We start from the raw sequence: 23,064 nt of genomic DNA, 5'->3' as shown, positions 1-23,064 counted from the left end.
AATGTTAAAATCATTATTTGATAAAATTTGGGAATCGCATATTGTTAAAAAATTAGAAAATGAAATATATGTTATTTATATAGATAGACATTATATACATGAAGTAACAAGTCCTCAGGCTTTTATGGAGTTAGAAAAAAGAAATTTATCTGTTTTTAGACCCCGTCAAATTATAGCAACAGCAGATCATAACGTTCCTACAATTCGTCAGCATTTACCTATTTTAGATCCTTTATCTAAAAGACAAATTAACTTATTAACAAAAAATTGTAATAAATTTGGAATCACATTATATGGATTAGGAGATAAAAATAATGGAATTGTTCATGTCATTGGTCCTGAGTTAGGACATACTATGCCTGGTATGACAATTGTTTGTGGAGATAGTCATACATCTACACATGGAGCATTTGGTTGTATAGCTTTTGGAATTGGAACTAGTCAAGTTTCTATGGTTATGGCTAGCCAATGTTTATTATTATCCAAGCCTAAACAAATGAGAATTCAAATAAATGGAAATTTAAAAAAAGGAGTGACTCCAAAAGATGTTATTTTATATATAATATCAAAATTAGGAGTGAATGCTGGAGTTGGATATTTTATAGAATACACAGGTTCCACTATAAAAAAAATGAGTATGGAAGGAAGAATGACTATTTGTAATATGAGTATTGAAATGGGAGCAAAAGGTGGATTGATATCTCCAGATCAAATCACTTTTGATTATGTAAAAAAATGTAAAGAATTCAAAAGAGTCAAAGAAAAGAATATTATAGAATATTGGAAATCTTTAAAAACGGATAAGAATAAAATATTTGACAAAGAACATATATTAAATGCTGAAAATATTGAACCTATGATTACATATGGAACAAATCCTGGAATGTCCATAAAAATATTTGAAAGAATTCCTTATTTGAAGAAGGATTGTAAATCTCTTAATTACATGGGGTTTTCTTCCGGCGAATTTTTGATAGGAAAAATCATTAATTATATTTTTATAGGAAGTTGTACCAATTCTAGAATAGAAGATTTAAGATTGGTCGCTTCTATAATAAAAGGAAAAAAAAAAGCAAATCATGTACAAGTTATGGTTGTTCCTGGATCAAATCAAGTTGTAAGACAAGTGAAAAAAGAAGGATTAGACAAAATTTTTAAAGAATCTGGATTTGATTTTCGTCAACCAGGGTGTTCTGCTTGTTTAGGAATGAATGATGATAAAATTCCTGCAGGAGAATATTGTGTTTCCACATCTAATAGAAATTTTGAAGGAAGACAAGGACCAGGATCTCGTACTTTATTGGTTAGTCCTTTGACTGCTGCAATTATATCTATTGAAGGTAAAATAGTAGATGTTAATAAATATATTCATGAAAAAGTTTACGATATTAATTAGTCAGGTTGTTCCATTATTTATAGAAGATGTTGATACAGATCAAATTATACCTGCTCGTTTTTTAAAGGAAATTAAACGTAAAGAATGTGGAAAAAATCTTTTTATGGATTGGCGTTATCAAAAGGATGGTTCTTTAAATAAAAATTTTATATTGAATAATTCTAATTTTCATGGAAAAATTCTTTTGTCAGGAAGAAATTTTGGTTGTGGATCTAGTCGTGAACATGCTGCATGGTCTATTTTTGATTATGGATTTAGGGTTATAATATCTAGTTTTTTTGCTGATATTTTTAAGGAAAATGCATTAAACAATGGATTATTAACTGTAGAAGTATCCAAATGTTTTTTAATAAAATTGTTTAACGTAGTTGAAAAAGATCCTAAAGTTAAAATAAAAGTTGATTTAATTAATCAAAAAGTTACAATATTAAAAACAAGAGAATTTGATACATTTTATATACATCCATATAAGAAAAATTGTTTCATCCATGGTTATGATGATATAGATTTTTTAGTTTCTATTAAAAATGATGTAGAAAATTTTGAAAAAAATAGAAAATTTTTTTTAGTATGATAAAAAATATTTCTGTCATAGAAGGAGATGGAATTGGACCTGAAGTTATAAAACAAACCATAAAAGTTTTAAATTCTATAGCTAGAAAATATGGACATGAATTTCATTATAAATATATATTAGCTGGATCTGAAGCTATAAAAAAATTAGGAGACCCTATGCCAAAAGAAACTATAGATTCTTGTTTAAAAACAGATGCTGTTTTATTTGGTTGTATAGGAGATCCTAAATATGATCATAATCCAAGAGGAATGAGACCTGAAGATGGCTTATTGAAACTCAGAAAAAAAATGAATTTATATTGTAATATTCGTCCTATAGTAATTTATCCTAAATTATTAGACAAATCTCCTATCAAAAAGGAATTTTTAAATCAAGTTGATTTTATTATATATCGAGAATTAACAGGAGGAATTTATTTTGGAAAAAAAGGTCGTTATAAAAATGAAGAAAAAGCTTATGATTATTGTATATATTCTAAATCCGAAATTGAAAGAATTGGCGAAATGGCTTTTAAAGCCGCTATTTATCGTAAGAAAAAAGTAACATTAGTGGATAAAGCTAATGTGTTAGAAACTTCTAGATTGTGGAGAGAAGTCATTAAAAAAATATCATTAGATTATCCAGATATTCTTCTAGATTTTTTGTATATAGATAATGCCTCTATGCAAATTATTATGAATCCTAATAGATTTGATATTATTTTAACGGATAATATGTTTGGAGATATTATTTCAGATGAATCAAGTGTTTTAACAAGTTCTTTAGGATTATTACCTTCAGCTTCTATAGGATACGATAAATCGATGTTTGAACCTATACATGGATCTTATCCTAAAGCAAAAGGAAAAAATATAGCAAATCCTTTAGGATCTATTCTTTCAGGTTCTATGATGTTAGAGTATTTCGGAATGCATCAAGAAAAAAAACTTTTAGAAGAAGCTGTTAAAAGTTCTCTTGAAAAAGAAGTATCTACACTAGATATTATGAGTGATTCAAAATCATCTTCTTCTACTGAAGAAGTAGGTGATTATATAGATAGATATATTACAAATCAATAAGTTTTTTCTATAATAGGAATATTAGGATCTAATATATCAGAAATTCTTTTGATAAGAAATGGAAGAACATTGGTTTTATAATTTTCATATGTGATATTTTTTTCTTGAACACAAAAAATATTTATAGGAACTTGTAATATATCTCCATTCATTTCGGGAGAAATGATGCCTATAATCGGAGATTTTTTTTTACTTTCTTTAAATGATTGAAACCATAAATAAACATAAATAAGTAATTGCATAGTATTTGAAAAATATGGATCATAAAAAATGGTATCAATATTTTTGAAAGAAATATTAATTTCTTTAATTTTTGAAAATCCTATTTTATAATCAAGAATACGAGGAGTCCCATCATATTCATCAATACGATCTATAATCCCATGTAAATTAACCTTTTTTGATCCGATATTTAATATCGAAGATACTTTTATTTCCACTTCTTTTAGAATAATTTTATGTCCGTTTTTCACAAATTTTTCATCCCATGAAATGAAATTTTCTACATAATTTTTGATGACATAATAAAAAAACATATTATTTCCTTCAATAATTTCTTTTTTTTCTAAAAAAATATTTTTTATAACAGATTCATAATTCTTTTTCATTTTATGTATATAATCGATGGTTATCAAATTTCCTCTTATAGGATCATATAATATTTTTAATATTTCATGGATAATTTTTCCTACTTTTTTTTTGTAAGACGTTTTTTCTGGTTCATTTAACTTTAGTATTTTCTTATAATAAAATAAAATAGGATTATAATTGTATAAATGAATAGAAGAAGGAGATAACCCTGTATGAATTAATTTATGTAAACATTGAATTATAGATTTTGTTTTATGAATTACAATAGGTAATTTTTTAGAACTTATAGGAAAAAATGTTTTTTTGATTCTTTCGGATGAATTTGATGAAATTTTAGAATTTATTTCTATTCTATGAATAAAACGACTTTTTTCTCCAGAATTAATTTCATCCGGTTGATCTTTATATATTAAATATATTTGTTTTGAAAATTGAATAATTCTTGTTAAATGATCAAAATAAAAATTTTCATTGGTGTTATTGATTTGTAATTTTTGACCTATATCAAAGGGAATGAAAGAACAATTATGATTATGATTTGGAGGAATTACTCCTTCATTAAAGGATGTAATAATCACAACATCAAAATTTTTGTAAAAAATATCAGTAAAACCCGTTACATATAATCCTCTTCTATTTTTATATATATATCGTATATTTCCTGTTTGAGTAAATTGTTCATATATATTCAACAAATCATTGATTTTTAAAGATAAATTTTTATTTTTTCTAACTATGATTTTTAATTTTTGTATATAACTTTCTAATTGAAAAATAAATTGTAATTCCAAAAAATGTTTTTTAATGTTGGTTATTAAAAATTTTTTCAACTTTCTAATAAAACTAATAAGACTTGTAAGAATCATTTTGATATTATTAGTTTGAATTTGAAAAATTATCCATAAATCATTTTTATGTAAATATTTTTTTATTTTTTTTTCACAAATAAAATCAGAATCATTTTCTATATTCAATTTTTTAAAAAAAATTGAATCTTTTTTTAAAAAAAATTTTTGTATATATCCATTAGATAATACTTGTATAACATCTTGTCTAGTAAATTTTTTGAATTTATCTTTTTTGAATAGTAATTGCAATATGAAATAAAAAGTATAATAAATAGAAATATTATTGAATGAATAATTTATGTTAAAAGATATATTAATTCCTAATTTTTTTATAGTATGTACTAATGGAATTGTCAAATTTTGATCTCCTGGGATTAAAAGTATTTTGTGGTATTTTTGATTTTTTTTTATCAACTTACATATAATATTCTCTACAGTTTTTACTTGTTCTATTTCTTTTGAAACACCAATAATTTTTAAATTATTATATTGCAAATGCATTTCATAATTACTGTTCTTATTTATAGATTCTAAAGTTGAAAATGAAACATTTTTTTCACATAAATTATAAACTAATCCTTGTTGAATAATTTTTTTAGCTAAAACTTTTTCACATTTATTAAATGCAATATCATCAATAAATAATATAATTTTTGTATTTAAATTTTTATGTAAAAAAGAATCTAAATAAGAGATAGCTATTTTAAAAAGCATTCCATGATAAGCAATTCCTCTTTTTAAAAGTTTAGATTGTAAAATATAATAATACTCACGAATTTTTTCCCAAAAGAATAATTTTTCCTGTTTTAAATAATCAAGATTCCATTTGTTAATTTTTTCTGTAGAGATAATAGAAGAAAAAAAATTTTCAACATTAATCATGTTGAAATCTATATTATGAAAATCATTTAATATTTTAGGTCCCCAATTAAAAAAATCATGAAATTTTTTTTCTATAAAATCTTCTTTTTTTAAAAGAGAAAAAAAGTAAAGGAGTGTTGAATGATTATCTAAAATTTTTAATTTTGAAATTAATTCAAAAAATTTTTCTATTGTAAAAAATTGAGTTTGAGAACTAAATTTCGAACTATATTTATTATTGATATATTCTATAATAATAGAAGTCTTCGATAAAAAAATTATTTTATGATTGATCTTTTTCAAGATACACTGATGAAATATTTTATCTATTTTTTTTTTCAAAAGAAAAAATTTTTTGTATATTTTTTTTATCTATACATATTTGTTTTTTCAATTCTTGTATAGAATTAAATTTTTTTTCTTCACGTATTATTTGAATCATTAAAATTTTGATTTTTTTTCCATATATATTTTCAAAAAAATCGAATATATGTACTTCGATCTTTGTTTTTTTATTTTCTTTTTCTATGGTAGGATTAATTCCTATATTTAGCATTCCAAAATACATATTATTTAAATAATTAATTTTTACCGCATAAACACCTTTTTTAGGTATTAATTTTTTAGAATCTACTTGTAAATTTGCAGTTGGAAAATTCATCATTCTTCCTATTCCTTTTCCTTTGATCACATTTCCAGACAATGTATAAAAATACCCCAAAGCTTGATTCGCCCATTGTATATTCCCTAATAAAAGAGATTCACGTATGTAAGTCGAACTGACTATTTTTTTTTTCAATTTATAAGGAGTGACTGAATGAACTTTCACTCCATAACGATGAGATCGTTTTTTTAATTCTTCATAAAAATTATCTTGATTTTTTCCAATATGAGAATCGTATCCAGTAATAATTTGTTTAATTTTATATTTGGGTTGTAAGATTTTTTTTAAAAAATATTCTGCTTTTAATCTTGAAAAATTTATAGTAAAAGGATGAATAATCAAGTGTTCTATTCCGATGTTTTTCAAATGAGATATTCTTTCAGATAGAGTATTTAAGTAAAAAAATTCTTTATCAGAATGTAATATTTCTTTTGGATGTGGATGAAAAGTAAGTAAAACAGAAGAATACTTTTTTTGAGATTTCAAAATTAAATTTTGAATAATTTTTTGATGACCTATATGAACTCCATCAAAAATTCCAAGCGTAAATACACATGGATAAAAAGAAGAAAATTCATCAATCAATGAATAAATTTTCAAAATTTTTGTCTTTTTTTCTCTTACATTTACAATTGCAAATATAATTGTAGAAATGTTTTAAAAAAAAGAAAAGACTAGATGATGTATAAAAAAAAATTTAAGGGAATTATTACTCAAATTATAGGACCAGTAATTGATGTTTCTTTTAAAGAAGGATCTTATATTCCTAAAATTTATGATGCTTTAGAAATAGACTCGTATAACAAAAATAAAATAGTGTTGGAAGTACAACAACATATGGGAGATAGAAATGTTCGTTGCATCTCTATGGAAGTGACAGATGGATTAAAAAGAGGTCAAGAAGTTTATGCATTAGATAAACCAATTTGTATTCCTGTTGGGAAATCTATTAATGGTAGAGTTTTTAATGTTTTAGGAGATTGTATAGACGGATTAGGAGACATAGATCGATCCGAAACTAAACCTATTCATAGTGAATCTCCTCCATTTGTAGATTTATCTACTGATACAGAGATTTTGTACACAGGAATTAAAGTGATAGATTTAATAGAACCTTACCCCAAAGGGGGTAAAATTGGATTATTTGGTGGAGCAGGAGTAGGTAAAACTGTATTGATACAGGAATTGATAAATAATGTAGCAAAAGGACATGGTGGACGATCTGTTTTTGCAGGAGTAGGAGAAAGATCCCGAGAAGGAAATGATTTATTAAGAGAAATGTTGGAATCTGGAATTATAAAATACGGAAAGTCTTTTTTGGAATCTATGAAAAAAGGGTATTGGGATATTTCTAAAGTAGATAAAGAATCTTTGAAGGAGTCTAAAGCTACTTTTGTTTTTGGACAAATGAATGAACCTCCTGGTGCTAGAGCAAGAGTTGCTTTATCCGGACTCACATTAGCTGAATATTATAGAGATCAATATTTAGAAGGAAAAAAAGGACAAGATGTATTATTTTTCCTGGATAATATATTTCGTTTTACTCAAGCTGGATCAGAAGTTTCAGCGTTATTAGGAAGAATTCCTTCATCCGTCGGATATCAACCGACTTTATCTTCTGAGATGGGGGCTATGCAGGAAAGAATAACTTCTACAAAAAGAGGATCTATCACATCAGTACAAGCGGTTTATGTTCCTGCAGATGACTTAACAGATCCTGCTCCTGCTATTACATTTTCGCATTTAGATGCAACTACCGTTCTTTCCAGAAAAATAGCATCCTTAGGAATTTATCCTGCAGTAGATCCTTTAGATTCTACTTCACGTATTTTGTCTCCCGATATAATAAATGAAAATCATTATGATTGTGCGCAAAGAGTGAAAAAAATTTTGCAAAAATATAATTCTTTACAAGATATTATAGCAATACTTGGGATAGAAGAATTAAGTGAAGAAGATCAACTCATAGTTTCTAGAGCTAGACGCGTTCAACGATTTTTATCTCAACCGTTTCATGTAGCAAAACAATTTACGGGAATAAAAGGCGAATTTGTAAAAATTGAAGATACTATAAAAGGATTTAATATGATAATCAATGGAGAGTTAGATGATATGCCAGAGGCTGCTTTTAATTTAAAAGGAACCATTGAACAAGTTATAGAAAGCGGAAAAAAAATGTTATCGATATAAATTTATGAAAATAAAAATTATTAGTTCCCGTAAAATTTTGTATCAAGGAGATATAATTTCTATTATAGCACCTGGCTATTATGGATATTTTCAAATCTTGAAAGATCATGCTCCATTTATTTCTATATTAAAAAATGGTTTTTTAAAATTACAATTAGAAAAAGATAAAAAAAAAAAGGAAATTCAAATATTAGGTGGTATTTTACAAGTAAAAAAAAATATGGTTGTTATAATTTTATGATAATTTGGATGAACTCAATTTCATATATTCTTTTCTATTTTTGAATATTTTTATAGCATGAAAGATGGCTTCCTCGAATGAATTTTCATTAGCGATTCCTTTTTTAGCTATATCATAAGCAACTCCATGATCGGGAGATGTTCGTATGTGAGAAAGTCCAGCTGTAAAATTAACTCCTTGATTAAAAGTTAATGTTTTAAAAGGAATTAATCCTTGATCATGATACATAGCTAAAATAGCGTCGAAATTTATATAACTTTGATTTCCAAAAAAACTATCCGAAGAATAAGGTCCGAAAATTAACCATCCTTTTTTTTGAAACAAATTATCAATAGCGGGTTTAATTTTTGTTTTTTCTTCATTTCCTATTAGTCCATTATCACTTGAATGAGGATTGCATCCTAAAACCGCAATTTTAGGTTTTTCTACAGAAAAATCAATGATCATAGATTGATGTAAAATTTTAATTGATTTTATTATTTTTTTTATATTTAATTCTGAACTTATCTTTTTTAAGGGTAAATGATTGGTGACTAAGGCAATTTTTAAAATGTCATGAATCATCAACATTAATGATTCTCCTTCTAAAACATTTTGTAGATACTCAGTATGACCTATAAATGAAAAATTTTTAAAATTCATGCATTTTTTATTGACTGGTGCTGTTACAAGTACATCTATTTTTCCTTCTTTTAAAGCTTTTACAGCTTTTTTTAAGGATAAAATAGGATATTTTCCGGATTCAGGATGATTAATTCTTATAGATTCAAATTTGATGTCTTCTTTCCATATGTTAAATACATTGATTTTATAATCAGACACTTCTTTAAAATTTTTTATTTCTCGTATATTATTGATTTCCATATTTAAAATTTTTTTATAAAAAAAACATAATTTAGTAGATCCAAATAATATTGGAGTAAAAAAATCTAAAATATTTTTTTTACAACATACTTTTAAAAAAATCTCTATTCCTATTCCGTTAATGTCTCCTGTAGTGAATCCCACTTTAATTTTTTTTTTTCTATAATTCATATTATATAATTAATTTTAAAAGATTATTAATGATTTATATTTATTTATGTTTACTGGCATCGTAGAATGTACTACAAAAGTGCATCAAATAAATCGTGAAAAAAACAATCTATATATCACTTTCAATAATCCATTTTTAAATAACGAAATTAAAATCAATCAAAGTATTTGTCACAATGGAATATGTTTAAGTGTTATGAATATCAATAAAAAAACTTATTCAGTCATAGCTTCTGAAGAAACTTTATTATGTACGAATTTAAATTTTTTAAAGATTCAAGATGAAATAAATTTAGAAAGAGGAATAATATTACATGAAAGGTTAAATGGACATATAGTTCAAGGACATATCGATACAATTGCTAAAATTATTAAGATTGAAAATAGAAATGGAAGTTGGTTATTTTTTTTTAAATCTAAAAAAAAATTGGATTATGTAGTTGTAGAAAAAGGTTCTATTGCTATTAATGGAATAAGTCTGACTATAGTAACATGTACTCAATATATATTTAACGTATCTATTATTCCTTATACTTATGAAAAAACCAATCTTCATTTAAATAAGATCGATGATGTTGTAAACGTAGAGTTTGATATTTTAGGAAAATATGTTCAAAAACGTATACAACATTATTGTAAAAAAACTTAAAATTTTACTTATTCTAAAATAGGCCCTCCAGATAAAATATCTTCGTCTATATATTGTCTATATATATCAAAATGTCGAATAAATTTTTCTGCCAGTATTTTCACTTTATTTTGATATGTTTTTTCATTTTTCCATAAAAATTTAGGGTTCAATATATTATAAGATACACCTGGACAATATTTTGGTATTTGAAAATTAAAAATAGGATATTTTTCGTAAGAAACTTCTGATAAAGAACCATTCAAAGCACTTTGAATTATTTTACGTGTATCATCTAATTTTATTCTATATCCATATGAATATCCTCCCGATATCAATCCCGTATTGACCATCCAAACATTTATTTCAGTATTCTCTAATTTTTTCATAAACATTTTTGTATAATGAACGGGATGTAAAGGCATAAATGGAGCTCCAAAACAAGAAGAAAAAGTTGCTTTTGGTTGTTGAATATTTAATTCAGTCCCAGCAACTTTAGAAGTATATCCTAATAAAAAATAATAAGAAGATTGCGTTTTATTCAGTTTAGATATAGGTGGCAATACTCCAAAAGCATCATATGTGAGAAAAAAAATATTTTTAATATTGGAAGATAATAGTTTTTTCTCTATATTATTTATAAAATAAATAGGGTAACTTACTCTTATATTTTGAGTAATGGCGTCATTCGAAAAATCTACTTTTCTAGTGTTTTTTTTGAAAATTACGTTTTCCAATAGAGCTCCTTTTTTTATAGCATGATAAATCATAGGTTCATTTTGTTTAGAAATACCCAATATTTTAGCATAACACCCTCCTTCAAAATTAAATACAATATTATCATAAGTCCATCCATGTTCATCATCTCCTACCAAATTTCTATTTATGTCATTAGAAATAGTAGTTTTTCCTGTTCCAGATAAACCAAAAAATAAAGCTGTGTCTTTTTTATGTTTCCCCACATTTACAGAACAATGCATCGGAAAAACATTTTTATACATAGGAAGTATAAAATTTAAAACAGAAAATATGGATTTTTTAATTTCACCTGTATATCCTGATCCTCCAATTAGGATTATTTTCTTAGAAAAATTTAATATAGAAAAATTTTTATTTCGTGTCCCATCTTTTACAGGATTGGCTAAAAATCCTGGAGCACATAATAATAACCAATCTGGTATAATTTTTTCTAACTTTTCAAATCTTAAAAATAAATTATAAATAAACAGATCAGACCATGGATATTCACTAATAGAACGAACATTCAATTGATAACGTTTATCGGAACAAAGATATCCATCTCGAACATATAATGTTTTTCCTGATAAATATTGGGTTACTTTTTGATATAATCCATCAAATTTTTCTGAATCAAAAGATTGATTGAATTTTTCATCCCACCAAATTGTTGATTTTGTAATATTATCTTTTACAATAAATCGATCTTTGGGAGATCTTCCAGTGAAGAAACCTGTTTTTACGGATAAAACTCCGGATTCAGTTTCTACTCCCATTTTATTATGAAGAATAATTTTTTGTAATTTATGAGGCGTTAATTGCCAATTGTATAAAGAATTAAAAATTCCATAATTTTCTAGAGACAAAGAGATCATAATATATCATGTACTATTTACGATTAAAGCAAATTTATATATGATTTACAAAAGTTTACTAATTTTGTATCATAAAAAAAATTATGAATCTATGTCTGATATTGCATCCAAAGTAAATGCTCTTATTGTAGAAAAATTAAGTATAGAAGAAAATGATATAACTCCTAATGCTAGTTTTACTAACGATTTAGGAGCAGATTCTCTAGATATAGTAGAACTTATTATGGAGTTTGAGAAAGAATTTAATATTAGTATTTCGGATGAAAAGGCTGAAAAAATCACAACAGTAGGTGAAGCCGTACACGCTATAGAAAGTCTTTTAATGGAAAAAAATAGCGAAGAAGAAAAAAAAACGGATTGAAACAAATGCATTTTATGTATTTATTATGTATATGGAGGAATTAAAAAAAGTAGTCGTTACTGGAATTGGGTCTATTACTCCTATCGGAAATACTGTTGAAGAATTTTGGGGTTCTCTTGTTCACGGAAAAAATGGTTGTGCTCCTATTACTTATTTTGATACTAAAAAATATAAGACTAAATTTGCTTGTGAATTAAAAAATTATAATCCCAGTATTTTTTTCAATAAAAAAGAAATACGAAAATTAGATCCTTGTGCACAATATGGCATTATTTCTTCTGAAGAAGCGATAAAAAATAGTGGAATCAATTTTTCAAAAGAAAAAAAAGAAAGAATAGGAGTTATTTGGGCGTCTGGAATTGGAGGTCTTTTGAATTTAGAAGAATCTATTTCCGATTATGTACATGGTGGAAAATATCCTAGATTTAGTCCGTTTTTTATTCCAAAAATGCTTATAGATATTACTGCTGGTTTTATTTCTATGAATTATGGACTTCATGGTCCTAACTATGCTACGGTATCTGCTTGTGCATCATCTTCTAATGCAATTGTAGATGCTTACCATCTAATATGTTTAGGAAAAGCTGATATTATGGTTACTGGAGGATCTGAAGCCGCTATTACACAAAGTGGAGTAGGTGGTTTTAATGCTTTACATGCTTTATCTACAAGAAATGAAGATTATCAAACAGCATCACGTCCTTTTGATGAAAATAGAGATGGATTTGTGTTAGGAGAAGGAGCTGGATGTCTTATTCTTGAAGAATATAAACATGCTCAAGAAAGAGGAGCTAATATATATGCTGAAATAGGAGGAGTAGGAATGTCTGGTGATGCTTACCACATTACAGCTCCTCATCCGGAAGGAAAAGGAATTGTTTTAGCTATGAAATCTGCGATTCAAGATGCCAATATTGAATCTAAAAAAGTAGATCATATTAATTCTCATGGAACATCTACCAGATTAGGAGATATTGCAGAAATAAAAGCTATTCAAGAAGTATTTCATGAAAATATATATAATATAAATATTAATTCAACAAAGTCTATGACGGGACATTTATTAGGGGCTGCTGGGGCAATAGAAGCAATCGCTTCTATTCTTCCTTTAACAAAAGGGATTATTCCTCCAACTATAAACTTGTTTCATGTAGATGAAAATATAGACCCCAAAATTAATTTAACTCCAAATCAAGCAATAAAAAAAGAAGTCAAAATTAGTATATGCAATACTTTCGGTTTTGGAGGACATAATGTTTGTATTTTATTTAAAAAAATAAATGTTATCTGATAATAGCACTTTTTTTGAAAAAAAAAACGATTCTGTATTAATTAGTGTATTGATAAAAATATTAGGTTTTTGTCCTAAAAATACAAAATTTTTAAAGGAAACATTTATATATAGTTTTTCTACAAAAAAAAGAAACTTTAATCAAAGTTATTCTATTAATTTTCAAAGATTAGAATTTTTGGGCGATTCTATATTAAATTCTATCATATCACATTTTTTGTATGAAAAATTTCCTGAAAAAAAAGAAGGTGAATTAACTCAAATACGATCTCAAATTGTATGTAGAAGAAATTTAAATGAAATTTCTAGGAAATTATCTATTGATAATATTTTTTCCGATAAATCTATGATATTTGATAATAATATACTGGGGAATACACTTGAAGCTTTAATAGGATTCATTTATTTGGAGTTAGGATATCAAGCGTGTGAAAATTTTATACATAAAAAAATTTTACATATTCATGTAAATATATATAAGTTACAAAATGAAATTTTTAGTTATAAAGTATGGATTATAGAATGGTCTCAAAAAAATAAGTTTTTTATAAACTTTAAAACTTTTAGAGAAGATTCAAGTAAAAATAAAATTATTTATTTATCTGAATGTACAATATCAAAATGTGGAATTCAAACTAAAGGAAAGGGTTCTTCTAAAAAAAAATCAGAAGAAATTGCGGCTAAAGAAGCTTATTTTATTGTTCAGAAACAATGTCAAAAATAAAAACATAAACATAAAAAAAAATAAGGAAAAAGAAAATTCTATGATGTTATGCTTAATCTTATTGATCATAAAGAAAAAAAGTTTCCTCATATAAAGAAAGGAAAAGGTCACCCTTTGATTTTGCTTCATGGTTTAATGGGGGGGTTAAGCAATTTCAAAGCTATTTTGGATTTTTTTCCAAAAAAAGGTTATCAAGTCATCATTCCTTCATTGCCTCTTTATAATATGCCATTGTTTTTGACTAATATCTATAATATATCTAAATATATCACTCAATTTTTAATGGCAATAGAAATTAAAAAAGCGACTTTAATAGGAAATTCTCTTGGTGGACATATTGCTTTAATCATAGCAAAAAAAAGAATAGATTTAGTACATTCTGTAGTTTTAACAGGAAGTTCCGGTTTGTTCGAAAAAGCTTTTGGAGATGCTTTTCCGAAAAGAGAAAATTATGAATATATTAGGAAAAAATCACAAGAAGTATTTTATGATCCTAATATAGCTACCAAAGAATTAGTTGATGAAGTCTTTCATATTGTAAATGATAAAAAAAAAGGAATTAAAACTTTATATATGGCAAAAAGTGCAATGAAATATAATATGTCTAAAGATTTATCTGTGATTCATCAACCTATTTGTTTAATTTGGGGAAAACAAGATCATGTCACGCCTCCAGAAGTAGCGAAAGAATTTCATAGATTACTACCTCATTCAGAATTATATTGGATAGATAAATGTGGACATGTTCCGATGATGGAACACCCCAAAATATTCATAAATATATTGGAAAAATGGCTTTCTAAATTTGATTTTAATCATGAAAATTTTTTCTGTAAAATTTAAAGGCAGTTTTAAAGACATAAATCATAATCATCATATTCCAGAATATGCTTTTATGGGACGTTCTAATGTCGGAAAATCTAGTTTAATAAATAGCATAGCTAAAAAAAAAATAGCGAAGATTTCTTCTTGCCCTGGAAGAACACAAGGCATAAATTATTTTTTAATAAATCATAAATGGTATTTAATAGATTTTCCAGGTTATGGATTTTTTTATGTAAAAAAAAATAAAAAAAAAACACAAAAATTAATTACAGATTATATTTTTCATAAAAAAAATATTGTTTTTTCATTTTTATTAATAGATTGTCGATTTCTTATACAAGAAATCGATTTAAATTTCATACAAAAATTAAATGATACAAAAATGCGTTTTTGTATTGTGTTTACAAAAATAGATAAATTAAAAAATTATAGACTTTTTAATAAAAATATTTCTTTTTATATTAATAAAATGAATAAAAATGGTTGTTTTATGCCTATGTGGTTTACAGTATCCGTTAAAAATAAATATGGAATTAATGAGATAATTCGATACATCAAAAAATTAAATGATCTTTATATCATAAACAAAAACTTATAATTCCTAATTCATAAGATTTTAATCCAAAACCAAAAATAGTACCATTGCAAACAGGAGAAAGATACGATTTTTTTCTAAAAGATTCTCTAGAATAAATGTTAGAAATATGGATTTCTATGACAGGAATGGAAATGGATTTTACAGCATCCGAAATTCCTATAGATGTATGAGAGTAAGCTCCTGCGTTAAGTAGAATTCCATCCGATTTAAATCCTACATTTTGTAGAATGTCTATAATTTTTCCTTCACTATTACTTTGATAATAACTAATATCTATTTCATAAGAAAGTTTTTTTTTTAATTTATTAAGATAATCTAAGAAATTTTCATTTCCGTATAATTCAGGTTCTCTTATTCCTAAAAGGTTTAAATTAGGACCATTAATAATGGTTATTTGTTTCATGGAATAATTATTATTATTTATTTAGTAATATTTTCTATTTCTTTTTTTTTCAAAAGACACCAGTTTCCTATTTTAATATTTTTTTTGGAAAGTCCGCCAAAATTAATTCGATCCAATCGAGTGACTTGATAATTGAGTTTTTTAAATATTCGTTTTATGACCCGATTCCATCCTATGTATAATCCGATTTCTAGTTGATTAGAAGCGTTTTTTTTTATAAAAATAACTTTGACTTTTCCTTCTTTTAGATAGATTTTTCCTTTTCTTATTTTATCTAAATCCTCATTTTTAATTTTTTTATTTAATGATACATTATATATTTTTTTTATGCGATATTTAGGATGAGTTAATTTTTCAGCTATATATCCATCATTTGTTAGAAGTAAAACACCTGTGGTAGAATTATCTAGTCTTCCTACAGGAAAAATTCTATATCCATAAAAACAGGGAATTAAATCCATGACTGTTTTTCTGTGAAATTGATCTCGTGTCGTTGTAATAAAACCTTTAGGTTTATTCAGCAATAAATAAATTTTATTTTGATATTTAATTTTGGATCCAAAATATCTAACTACATCCTTTGTAGAAATAACAGTTCCTAATTTGAAAACAGGTTTACCATTAACTTCTATTGCTCCAGATTGAATTAATTGATCTGCTTTTCTTCTGGAAGAAATTCCTGCATTAGATAAGTAATGGTTTAATCTAATTTTGTGATGCATAAAAAAATGAATTAAAAATGAAAAAGTATTTCCATCGCATATTGTTTCAATTTATTTCGAGATAAATCATAATTTGGTGTAAAACCTAAAATAAATCCCCCTCCTCCAGAACCACATAGTTTTAAATAATAAATATTATTATATATTCCATATTTCCATATTTTCAAAAAATTATGGGGAATCATAAATCGAAAATGATTAAAAATCCAAATGGATAATAGTTTTATATTTTTCAACAAAATTTGAAAATCTTTCTTTAAAAAAGCTTCAATACATTTTTCATTATATTTTAAAAATTCGACAATGATAGTTTTTTTGAATTTATCATGTTTTAGTTTTCTAAAAAAAAATTTGATCATATAATTAGTTTGACTAGGAATTCCAGAATTTAATAAAAAAATACCTCCTTTTCCTTGATTTTTTTTTGGAATATCTATTATGGAAATATCCGTTTTAGATCGAATAAGTAAAGGTTTATTTAAATAACAAATTAAAGGATCAATTCCAGAACTTTGACCGTGAAAAAAAGATTCCATTTGACTAAATATATTTTTTAATATTATGATATGTTTTGTGAAACATTTTCTTAACTTATTTTTTGCATATTTATCATAAATAGCAGCGACTAACGCTCCTGAACTTCCCACTCCATATCCTTTAGGAATATTTGAATGAAAAAATATTCCTTTTTGTATATCTTTATATAGTTTATTTAAATTTAGTTTTGCTGAAATTTGTTTTTTTTTTCGAATAAAAAATTATAAAATTTTCCAATTTCATAATTGGAATATAAAATATCTTTGTTAAATTCAGAATGAATCTTTAAAGTTCCTTTATAAATATTATGGGGGATCGAAAGTCCACTTGAGTTTATCAAAATTCCGTATTCTCCAAATAATAATATTTTTGCCGGAAACGAAGATTTTTTCATATATTTTAATTTTTAATAAGCATATTTTGAGAAGCACAAATTTAATAAAAACTTATTATTTTATAATGAAACAATTAATTTCGTAATTTTCAGTTTTTATATAGTTTTTTTTTATAAGAAAATTTCAAAATGAAAATAGCCGTATATGGACAACAATTTTCCAAAAAAAATATACCATATTTGAATCAGTTTATAGGCTATGCATATCGTCATTCAATAGAAATTCATATTGAAAAATCATTTTTGAATGTTTTATCTTCTTTTGAAGAACTAAAAAATTTAAATTTTCCTGTATTTTCTCATTATCAAGAATTAACAACTAAAGACTTCAATTTGATGTTTACTTTCGGTGGAGATGGAACCATATTATCCGCTATTACATTAATCAGAGATTCTGGTATTCCTATAGTTGGAGTTAATACAGGAAATTTAGGTTTTTTAGCTACTTTTAATAAAGATGTTTTTATAAAAAAAATAGATCAAATCTTTAATAAAAAACTTTATATTATGCCCAGAAGTTTATTATCATTAGAAACTTCTATAACCAATTATAATAAATTTTTTAATTTTGCATTGAACGAAATCGTTATTCTTAGAAAAGAAATGGTTTCGATGATCACTATAGATGTTTATATAGATAATGAATTTTTAACTTCTTATTGGGCGGATGGATTAATTATTTCTACACCGACTGGATCTACCGGATATTCTTTAAGTTGTGGAGGTCCTATTATTAGTCCAGAAAATAAAAATTTTGTTTTAACACCTATATCTCCACATAATTTATTTTCACGTCCATTAATCATATCGGATCATCAAAAAATTTATTTAAAAATACATAGTCGTGTAAAATATTATTCTTTATCTATGGATACAAGATTGACTTCTTTGAATCAAAAAAACGAATTATATATTCAAAAAGCTCCCTTTTATATATATCTTATTCAGGAAGGAAAAAATACATATTATAAAACATTGAGAGAAAAACTTTTATGGGGGATGGATCAAAGAAATTAAATATCAAAAATCTTATTATATATTTGTAAGAGGGGTATTTATGATTTTATGAAAGAATTATTAGAAAAAATAGATTATAACAATATACCTCATCATGTAGCTATTATTATGGATGGAAATGGTAGATGGGCTGAAAAAAGAGGTAAATTAAGAACATTTGGTCACGAGAAAGCTATACAATCTGTGATTGATACTATAAATGGATGTAAAGAATTAGGAATCCCTTATATAACTTTATATGTTTTTTCTTCAGAAAACTGGAATAGACCTAAACAGGAAATAGATAGTTTAATGCACTTATTTCATACTAATTTAAAAGTTAATTTGGAAGAAATCCATGAAAAAAATGTAAAAATCATGACTATAGGAGATCTTGAAAGATTTTCTGAAGTTATTCAAAAAGAATTATTTTTTTTCATGAGAAAAACGAAACATAATACATCTGTAACTCTCGTTTTAGCATTGAGTTATAGTGCTAGAGAAGAAATTTTGAGAGCCACAAAAAACATTGCTAAAAAAATATGCAATGGTTTGTTTTCACTAAAAGATATCGATTATTCTTTTTTTAAAAACCATTTGTACACTAAAGATTTACCCGATGTAGATTTAATTATTAGAACAAGTGGAGAGCAACGTATTAGTAATTTTTTACTTTGGCAGTCTGCTTATGCAGAGTTATATTTTACAAATATTTTATGGCCAGATTTTAGGAAAAAAGATTTTTTCGAAGCTATAATAAATTATCAAAAAAGAAAACGTCGTTTTGGAAACGTAAAATAATTTTTTACATTCATGAAAAAAAACATTTTTATAAGCTGCATTTTTTATTTATTAATAATTATGCAACATTTTCAAAAAGTACACTCATTAAACCATGATAATTATTCTATTAATCATAATTTTTATCATCATAAAAATAAAAGTAGTGTTCCTTTTATTGTGAGAGAAATACATATTATAGGAAAAACAAAATATGATAGTCGTTTTATTTCTGAATTATCAGGTATTTTTCCTGGAGAATCAGTTAATGTTTATAAAACGGATGATGCTATAAGAAAATTGTGGAAAAGTAATTTTTTTAAAAATATATCTATTTATAAAAAAAATATATATAAAAATGAAATTGACTTATTTTTTGAATTAGAAGATTTGGAAGAAATTCATGAAATCAAAGTAAAAGGAATTCAAAAAGATAAATTTCCGATTATACAAAAAATCAAAATTGGAGATAAAATTTCTGGTGATTGGATTCAAACTGTTAAAAATAATATACAAGAATATTATACAAAACAAGGATATCATGAAATAGATATAAAAAGTGAAATGAAAAAGGATCATGAAAATAAGAACATATTATATTTATCCGTCAATAAAGGAAAAAAAATTAAAATAGAAGAAATATTATTTGATGGGAATCAAATAATTCAAGATAAGAAATTGATCGAATTAATGAGTAAAAAAAATTTTTTTTACATAATTTATATGATTAAAAAACCTCTTTTTATTCAAGAAAATGTAAAAGAATATTTAAAAAATATTATTGATAAATATAGATCCATGGGATTTATTGATGTCAAAGTTTATTTGGATTCTATATGGAAAAAAAAATCAGGTAATTATGGAATCAAGATAAAAATTATAGAAGGAAAAAAATATTATTTAGGAAATGTGAATATATTAGGAAATAATAAGTTAAAAAAAGATTTTTTGAATAAAATTTTTTTGTATAAAACAGGTGATGTATATAATCCAATTGGAATTAAAAAAAATATTTTAAATTCTTCTTATCCTGATAGTATTTTATATCACTATTTAAATTTAGGTTATTTATTTGTTCATATTTCTTTTATAGAAAAAAGAATTTTAGATCAAAAAATAGATTTGGAAATTATAATAAAAGAAAATAAACCTGTATACATAAATAAAGTTTATATATTTGGTAATTCAATAACTAAAGATCATGTTATTAGAAGAGAATTAAAAACTTCTCCGGGAGATCTTTTTTCTATGGATCAAATTAAATATAGTTTATTACATTTAGAAAATTTAAATCTTTTTGAAAAAATATATCATAAAATTCAATCCCATGAAAATAATGGATTAATAGATATAGAATGGCATGTTGTAGAAAAAAATACCAATGAATTCCAGTTTCATGGAGGATTTGGAGGAAGAGATTTTAGAAAATTGATTGGAAATTTTAAGTTAAATTTTGGAAATTTTTCTATTCAAAATATTTTGAATCGTCATTTTTGGAATCCTATTCCTCAAGGAGATGGACAAAAATTAACTGTTCATAGTCAATTAGGAAAAGATTTTACATCTTATGGATTTTCTTTTACAGAACCTTGGATCGAAAAGAATCATCCAACTTCTCTTACTTTGAAAAGTCAATATTCCATCAAAAAAATAAGAAGTGAAGAGGATTTAGATTTTTTGTCTCAAATATATAAAGATCCTAAAATATTACATGAAGAAAAACAATTTTTAGAAAAAAAAGATATTTCCGTTTATTTAAACAAATATTTAATTTTTTTAGATCCATTTTCTAAAATTTTGACGTCTATAGATTACGAAAATTATCTTTTTGATAAAGAAACTTCCTCTAAGTTAGATCAAAAACGTCAATTACATAAACTTAGTTATCTAATTTCATTGCAAAGACTTTCAATAAAACCTGATATGTTTTTTCCATTACAAGGATCTCAAATACAATTTGATAGTATGTTTACACTTCCATTTTCGATTTTTAATAAAAAAGATAAGGATTGGATGGAGTATTTTAAATTAAAAATCATTTTATTCTTTTATCAAAAAATTATAGATAATATGATATTGAAAGCTGGGGGAGAATTGGGTTATTTAGGCCAATATAATGATTCAAAAGAATTATTTTCGTTTCAAAAATTTTATATGGGTGGAATTCCTAATAATTTATTAGGATCAAAATTATATGATATAGATCACATTCCATTAAGAGGATATTCTAATAAAAATTCCATTTTAAACAATGGAGGTAAGATCTATAATAAATTTATTTTTGAAATACGTTATTTAATAAAAAATTTATCTAGTTTTAAAATTTGGACAAATTTTTTTATAGAAGGAGGAAATGTGAGTGATTCTTATCAAAAATTTAATCCAATCGTTATGAATAAATCTTTTGGATTTGGATTTCGTTTATTTTTTACTCCAATAGGTTTATTAGGAATCGATTTCGGATATCCTATAGATCATGATATAGTTAATGGTTTCAATAAAACAAAATGGAAAACACATTTTATAGTAGGAAAAGATTTATAACGAATAAAAACACAAAAATTATATGAAAAAAAATACAATTTTTTATTTTTTATTATTTCTATTTTTATTTGGATATTATTCATATTCTGAGGAATGTCATCAAAAAATAGTTTGTCTTAATAGCATGGCTTTGATCGAAAAAATGCCAGAATTTTCTACAGCTCAAAAAGAATTAGATAGAATTAGTAAAATTCATGAAAATATATTAAACAAGTTATCAAAAGAGTTTCATAAAAAAGCAGAAAGATTTCAAAAAAATAAAAACCCTATTCTTAAAAAAGAACTAGAAATTTTGCAAGCAAGAGCTCATGCTTACCAAAAAACAGCTTCAGATGATTTAACTAAAAAACAAAATAAACTATTAAATCCTATATATAAAAAAATAGAGAACGCTATCCATAAAGTTATAAATAAAGATAAAAATATTATAAGAGTGGATGATTGTAGTCCTGGAAAAGGAGTATTATTAAATAAAGGAGAAGATATTACTGAAGCAGTTAAAAGAGAATTAGGATTAAATTAAATACAAGTTAATTAGTGGTATCTCCCGGAATCGAACCGGGGACACAAGGATTTTCAGTCCTTTGCTCTACCAACTGAGCTAAGATACCAAAAAACATGAAAACAAAAGTACAATAAAATAATCAGTAGTAAATTTTATTATTATATTTTTTTATTATTTATTGTTCTATTTTCTTGTGTAAATAGAGAAACTAAAGAACCTTTAATAATAAAAAAAAATAGAAAAGAAACGCCTAAAAATATTTTTATTAAAACAAGTCTTTTTTATAAAGAAGAAGGAATATTAAAATTTTTGATTTATTCTCCTATTATTAAAGAATATGCTCTTTATACTTTGTTTCCAAATGGTTTGAATTTATTTATTTATGATAAAAAAAATACAAACAAATATACTTATCTTAGTGCAAATTGGGTTAAGTCAGTTGATAAAATATTTTATCACATTAAAGGAAATATTATCATTATGAATGATAAAGGTGATTTTTTAAAAACTGATGAAATTTTTTGGGATAGTAAAAATCAAAAAATATTTAATGAAAAATATACAAAAATCGTATCCAATTCAGATGGAATTATACTGCATGCAACAAATGGAATAGAAGCTTCTGAAGATTTAAAAAAAATTATATTAAAAAATATTAGTGGGACTTTTCCTATTAAATAAC

24 protein-coding genes and 1 tRNA gene are annotated in these 23,064 nt (G+C 24.7%); 16 read left to right on the top strand and 9 right to left on the bottom strand.

Annotation, left to right across the window (positions count from 1 at the left end):
* The first annotated feature begins 1 nt into the window (after nucleotide 1).
* The 3 genes from leuC to leuB are packed head-to-tail and all read left to right on the top strand — an operon-like array spanning nucleotide 2 to nucleotide 3,031.
* On the top strand, nucleotides 2-1,396 hold the full coding sequence (leuC, locus tag H0H66_RS02825) for a 3-isopropylmalate dehydratase large subunit (RefSeq protein WP_185857914.1): 1,395 nt from the start codon (nucleotides 2-4) through the stop codon (nucleotides 1,394-1,396).
* Entirely contained in the window at nucleotides 1,371-1,970 is a 600-nt protein-coding gene (gene leuD / locus H0H66_RS02820; protein ID WP_185857913.1) for a 3-isopropylmalate dehydratase small subunit, read from the top strand. The genes leuC and leuD overlap by 26 nt, the downstream gene beginning before the upstream one ends.
* Complete coding sequence (gene leuB / locus H0H66_RS02815) at nucleotides 1,967-3,031, top strand: 3-isopropylmalate dehydrogenase (RefSeq protein WP_185857912.1); 1,065 nt, start codon at nucleotides 1,967-1,969, stop codon at nucleotides 3,029-3,031. Before leuD ends, leuB begins: the two co-directional genes overlap by 4 nt.
* On the opposite strand, the gene H0H66_RS02810 is transcribed toward leuB, so the two are convergent.
* Both H0H66_RS02810 and H0H66_RS02805 read right to left on the bottom strand, forming a co-directional pair.
* Nucleotides 3,025-5,673 carry a PD-(D/E)XK nuclease family protein gene (locus tag H0H66_RS02810; RefSeq protein ID WP_185857911.1) on the bottom strand — a complete coding sequence of 883 codons (2,649 nt, stop codon included), beginning with the start codon at nucleotides 5,671-5,673 and terminating at the stop codon, nucleotides 3,025-3,027. The genes leuB and H0H66_RS02810 overlap by 7 nt on opposite strands.
* Nucleotides 5,654-6,595, bottom strand: a complete 942-nt coding sequence (locus H0H66_RS02805) for a bifunctional riboflavin kinase/FAD synthetase (protein ID WP_185857910.1) — start codon at nucleotides 6,593-6,595, stop codon at nucleotides 5,654-5,656. Before H0H66_RS02805 ends, H0H66_RS02810 begins: the two co-directional genes overlap by 20 nt.
* An 81-nt stretch (nucleotides 6,596-6,676) precedes the next feature.
* Between H0H66_RS02805 and atpD the strand changes: the two genes are divergently transcribed.
* Together atpD and H0H66_RS02795 are read left to right on the top strand one after the other, a co-directional pair.
* On the top strand, nucleotides 6,677-8,185 hold the full coding sequence (gene atpD / locus H0H66_RS02800) for a F0F1 ATP synthase subunit beta (RefSeq protein WP_185858255.1): 1,509 nt from the start codon (nucleotides 6,677-6,679) through the stop codon (nucleotides 8,183-8,185).
* 4 nt (nucleotides 8,186-8,189) lie between these two features.
* Complete coding sequence (locus H0H66_RS02795; RefSeq protein WP_185857909.1) at nucleotides 8,190-8,426, top strand: F0F1 ATP synthase subunit epsilon; 237 nt, start codon at nucleotides 8,190-8,192, stop codon at nucleotides 8,424-8,426.
* Here H0H66_RS02795 and pdxA read toward each other — a convergent pair.
* Nucleotides 8,421-9,461, bottom strand: a complete 1,041-nt coding sequence (pdxA, locus tag H0H66_RS02790; protein WP_185857908.1) for a 4-hydroxythreonine-4-phosphate dehydrogenase PdxA — start codon at nucleotides 9,459-9,461, stop codon at nucleotides 8,421-8,423. The genes H0H66_RS02795 and pdxA overlap by 6 nt on opposite strands.
* 46 nt (nucleotides 9,462-9,507) lie before the next feature.
* On the opposite strand from pdxA, the gene H0H66_RS02785 reads away from it, so the two are divergent.
* Nucleotides 9,508-10,110, top strand: a complete 603-nt coding sequence (locus H0H66_RS02785) for a riboflavin synthase (protein WP_185857907.1) — start codon at nucleotides 9,508-9,510, stop codon at nucleotides 10,108-10,110.
* Nucleotides 10,111-10,118: 8 nt separating this feature from the next.
* Here the strand turns inward: H0H66_RS02785 and pckA are convergent, their stop codons facing one another.
* Nucleotides 10,119-11,702, bottom strand: coding sequence for a phosphoenolpyruvate carboxykinase (ATP) (gene pckA / locus H0H66_RS02780; protein ID WP_185857906.1), 1,584 nt, complete (start codon nucleotides 11,700-11,702; stop codon nucleotides 10,119-10,121).
* A gap of 91 nt (nucleotides 11,703-11,793) precedes the next feature.
* On the opposite strand from pckA, the gene H0H66_RS02775 reads away from it, so the two are divergent.
* From H0H66_RS02775 to yihA, 5 genes are read left to right on the top strand one after another with little or no spacing between them, the layout of a single operon-like run.
* Nucleotides 11,794-12,063, top strand: coding sequence for an acyl carrier protein (locus H0H66_RS02775; RefSeq protein WP_185858254.1), 270 nt, complete (start codon nucleotides 11,794-11,796; stop codon nucleotides 12,061-12,063).
* A 31-nt stretch (nucleotides 12,064-12,094) separates the two neighbouring features.
* Complete coding sequence (gene fabF / locus H0H66_RS02770; protein WP_185857905.1) at nucleotides 12,095-13,354, top strand: beta-ketoacyl-ACP synthase II; 1,260 nt, start codon at nucleotides 12,095-12,097, stop codon at nucleotides 13,352-13,354.
* Entirely contained in the window at nucleotides 13,344-14,078 is a 735-nt protein-coding gene (locus H0H66_RS02765; RefSeq protein WP_185857904.1) for a ribonuclease III family protein, read from the top strand. Before fabF ends, H0H66_RS02765 begins: the two co-directional genes overlap by 11 nt.
* Before the next feature lie 48 nt (nucleotides 14,079-14,126).
* The gene (locus H0H66_RS02760) at nucleotides 14,127-14,921 is read left to right on the top strand and encodes an alpha/beta fold hydrolase (protein ID WP_185857903.1); all 795 of its coding nucleotides are present in this window, start codon (nucleotides 14,127-14,129) and stop codon (nucleotides 14,919-14,921) included.
* Complete coding sequence (gene yihA / locus H0H66_RS02755) at nucleotides 14,896-15,501, top strand: ribosome biogenesis GTP-binding protein YihA/YsxC (protein WP_238785054.1); 606 nt, start codon at nucleotides 14,896-14,898, stop codon at nucleotides 15,499-15,501. Before H0H66_RS02760 ends, yihA begins: the two co-directional genes overlap by 26 nt.
* On the opposite strand, the gene H0H66_RS02750 is transcribed toward yihA, so the two are convergent.
* The 4 genes from H0H66_RS02750 to H0H66_RS03110 all read right to left on the bottom strand — a co-directional run bounded on the left by H0H66_RS02750 (nucleotide 15,482) and on the right by H0H66_RS03110 (nucleotide 17,557).
* A complete protein-coding gene (locus tag H0H66_RS02750) occupies nucleotides 15,482-15,904 on the bottom strand; it encodes a type II 3-dehydroquinate dehydratase (protein WP_185857902.1) in 423 nt (140 codons plus the stop codon). The two genes, yihA and H0H66_RS02750, sit on opposite strands and share 20 nt — an antisense overlap.
* Before the next feature lie 17 nt (nucleotides 15,905-15,921).
* The gene (locus H0H66_RS02745) at nucleotides 15,922-16,626 is read right to left on the bottom strand and encodes a pseudouridine synthase (protein WP_185857901.1); all 705 of its coding nucleotides are present in this window, start codon (nucleotides 16,624-16,626) and stop codon (nucleotides 15,922-15,924) included.
* Between the two features lie 11 nt (nucleotides 16,627-16,637).
* Nucleotides 16,638-17,273, bottom strand: a complete 636-nt coding sequence (locus tag H0H66_RS02740; protein ID WP_238785053.1) for a hypothetical protein — start codon at nucleotides 17,271-17,273, stop codon at nucleotides 16,638-16,640.
* A gap of 71 nt (nucleotides 17,274-17,344) precedes the next feature.
* Nucleotides 17,345-17,557 (bottom strand): hypothetical protein, encoded by a 213-nt coding sequence (locus H0H66_RS03110; RefSeq protein ID WP_238785052.1) that lies wholly within the window; start codon nucleotides 17,555-17,557, stop codon nucleotides 17,345-17,347.
* A gap of 129 nt (nucleotides 17,558-17,686) precedes the next feature.
* Here H0H66_RS03110 and H0H66_RS02735 point away from each other — a divergent pair, with 129 nt between their 5' ends.
* From H0H66_RS02735 to H0H66_RS02720, 4 genes are read left to right on the top strand one after another with little or no spacing between them, the layout of a single operon-like run.
* A complete protein-coding gene (locus H0H66_RS02735; protein ID WP_185857900.1) occupies nucleotides 17,687-18,574 on the top strand; it encodes an NAD kinase in 888 nt (295 codons plus the stop codon).
* A gap of 48 nt (nucleotides 18,575-18,622) precedes the next feature.
* Nucleotides 18,623-19,354, top strand: a complete 732-nt coding sequence (locus H0H66_RS02730) for an isoprenyl transferase (protein WP_185857899.1) — start codon at nucleotides 18,623-18,625, stop codon at nucleotides 19,352-19,354.
* A 60-nt stretch (nucleotides 19,355-19,414) separates the two neighbouring features.
* Complete coding sequence (locus H0H66_RS02725) at nucleotides 19,415-21,877, top strand: BamA/OMP85 family outer membrane protein (protein ID WP_238785051.1); 2,463 nt, start codon at nucleotides 19,415-19,417, stop codon at nucleotides 21,875-21,877.
* A 22-nt stretch (nucleotides 21,878-21,899) separates the two neighbouring features.
* Nucleotides 21,900-22,400 (top strand): OmpH family outer membrane protein, encoded by a 501-nt coding sequence (locus H0H66_RS02720; protein WP_185857897.1) that lies wholly within the window; start codon nucleotides 21,900-21,902, stop codon nucleotides 22,398-22,400.
* 15 nt (nucleotides 22,401-22,415) lie between these two features.
* Here H0H66_RS02720 and H0H66_RS02715 read toward each other — a convergent pair.
* Nucleotides 22,416-22,488 (bottom strand) — tRNA-Phe (locus tag H0H66_RS02715).
* A 203-nt stretch (nucleotides 22,489-22,691) separates the two neighbouring features.
* On the opposite strand from H0H66_RS02715, the gene H0H66_RS02710 reads away from it, so the two are divergent.
* Entirely contained in the window at nucleotides 22,692-23,063 is a 372-nt protein-coding gene (locus tag H0H66_RS02710; RefSeq protein ID WP_238785050.1) for a hypothetical protein, read from the top strand.
* The last annotated feature ends 1 nt before the right edge of the window (nucleotide 23,064 follow it).

The organism is Blattabacterium cuenoti, from assembly GCF_014251595.1.
Lineage (GTDB): Bacteria > Bacteroidota > Bacteroidia > Flavobacteriales > Blattabacteriaceae > Blattabacterium > Blattabacterium cuenoti_Q.
This window is presented reverse-complemented; position numbering and strand designations above follow the sequence as displayed.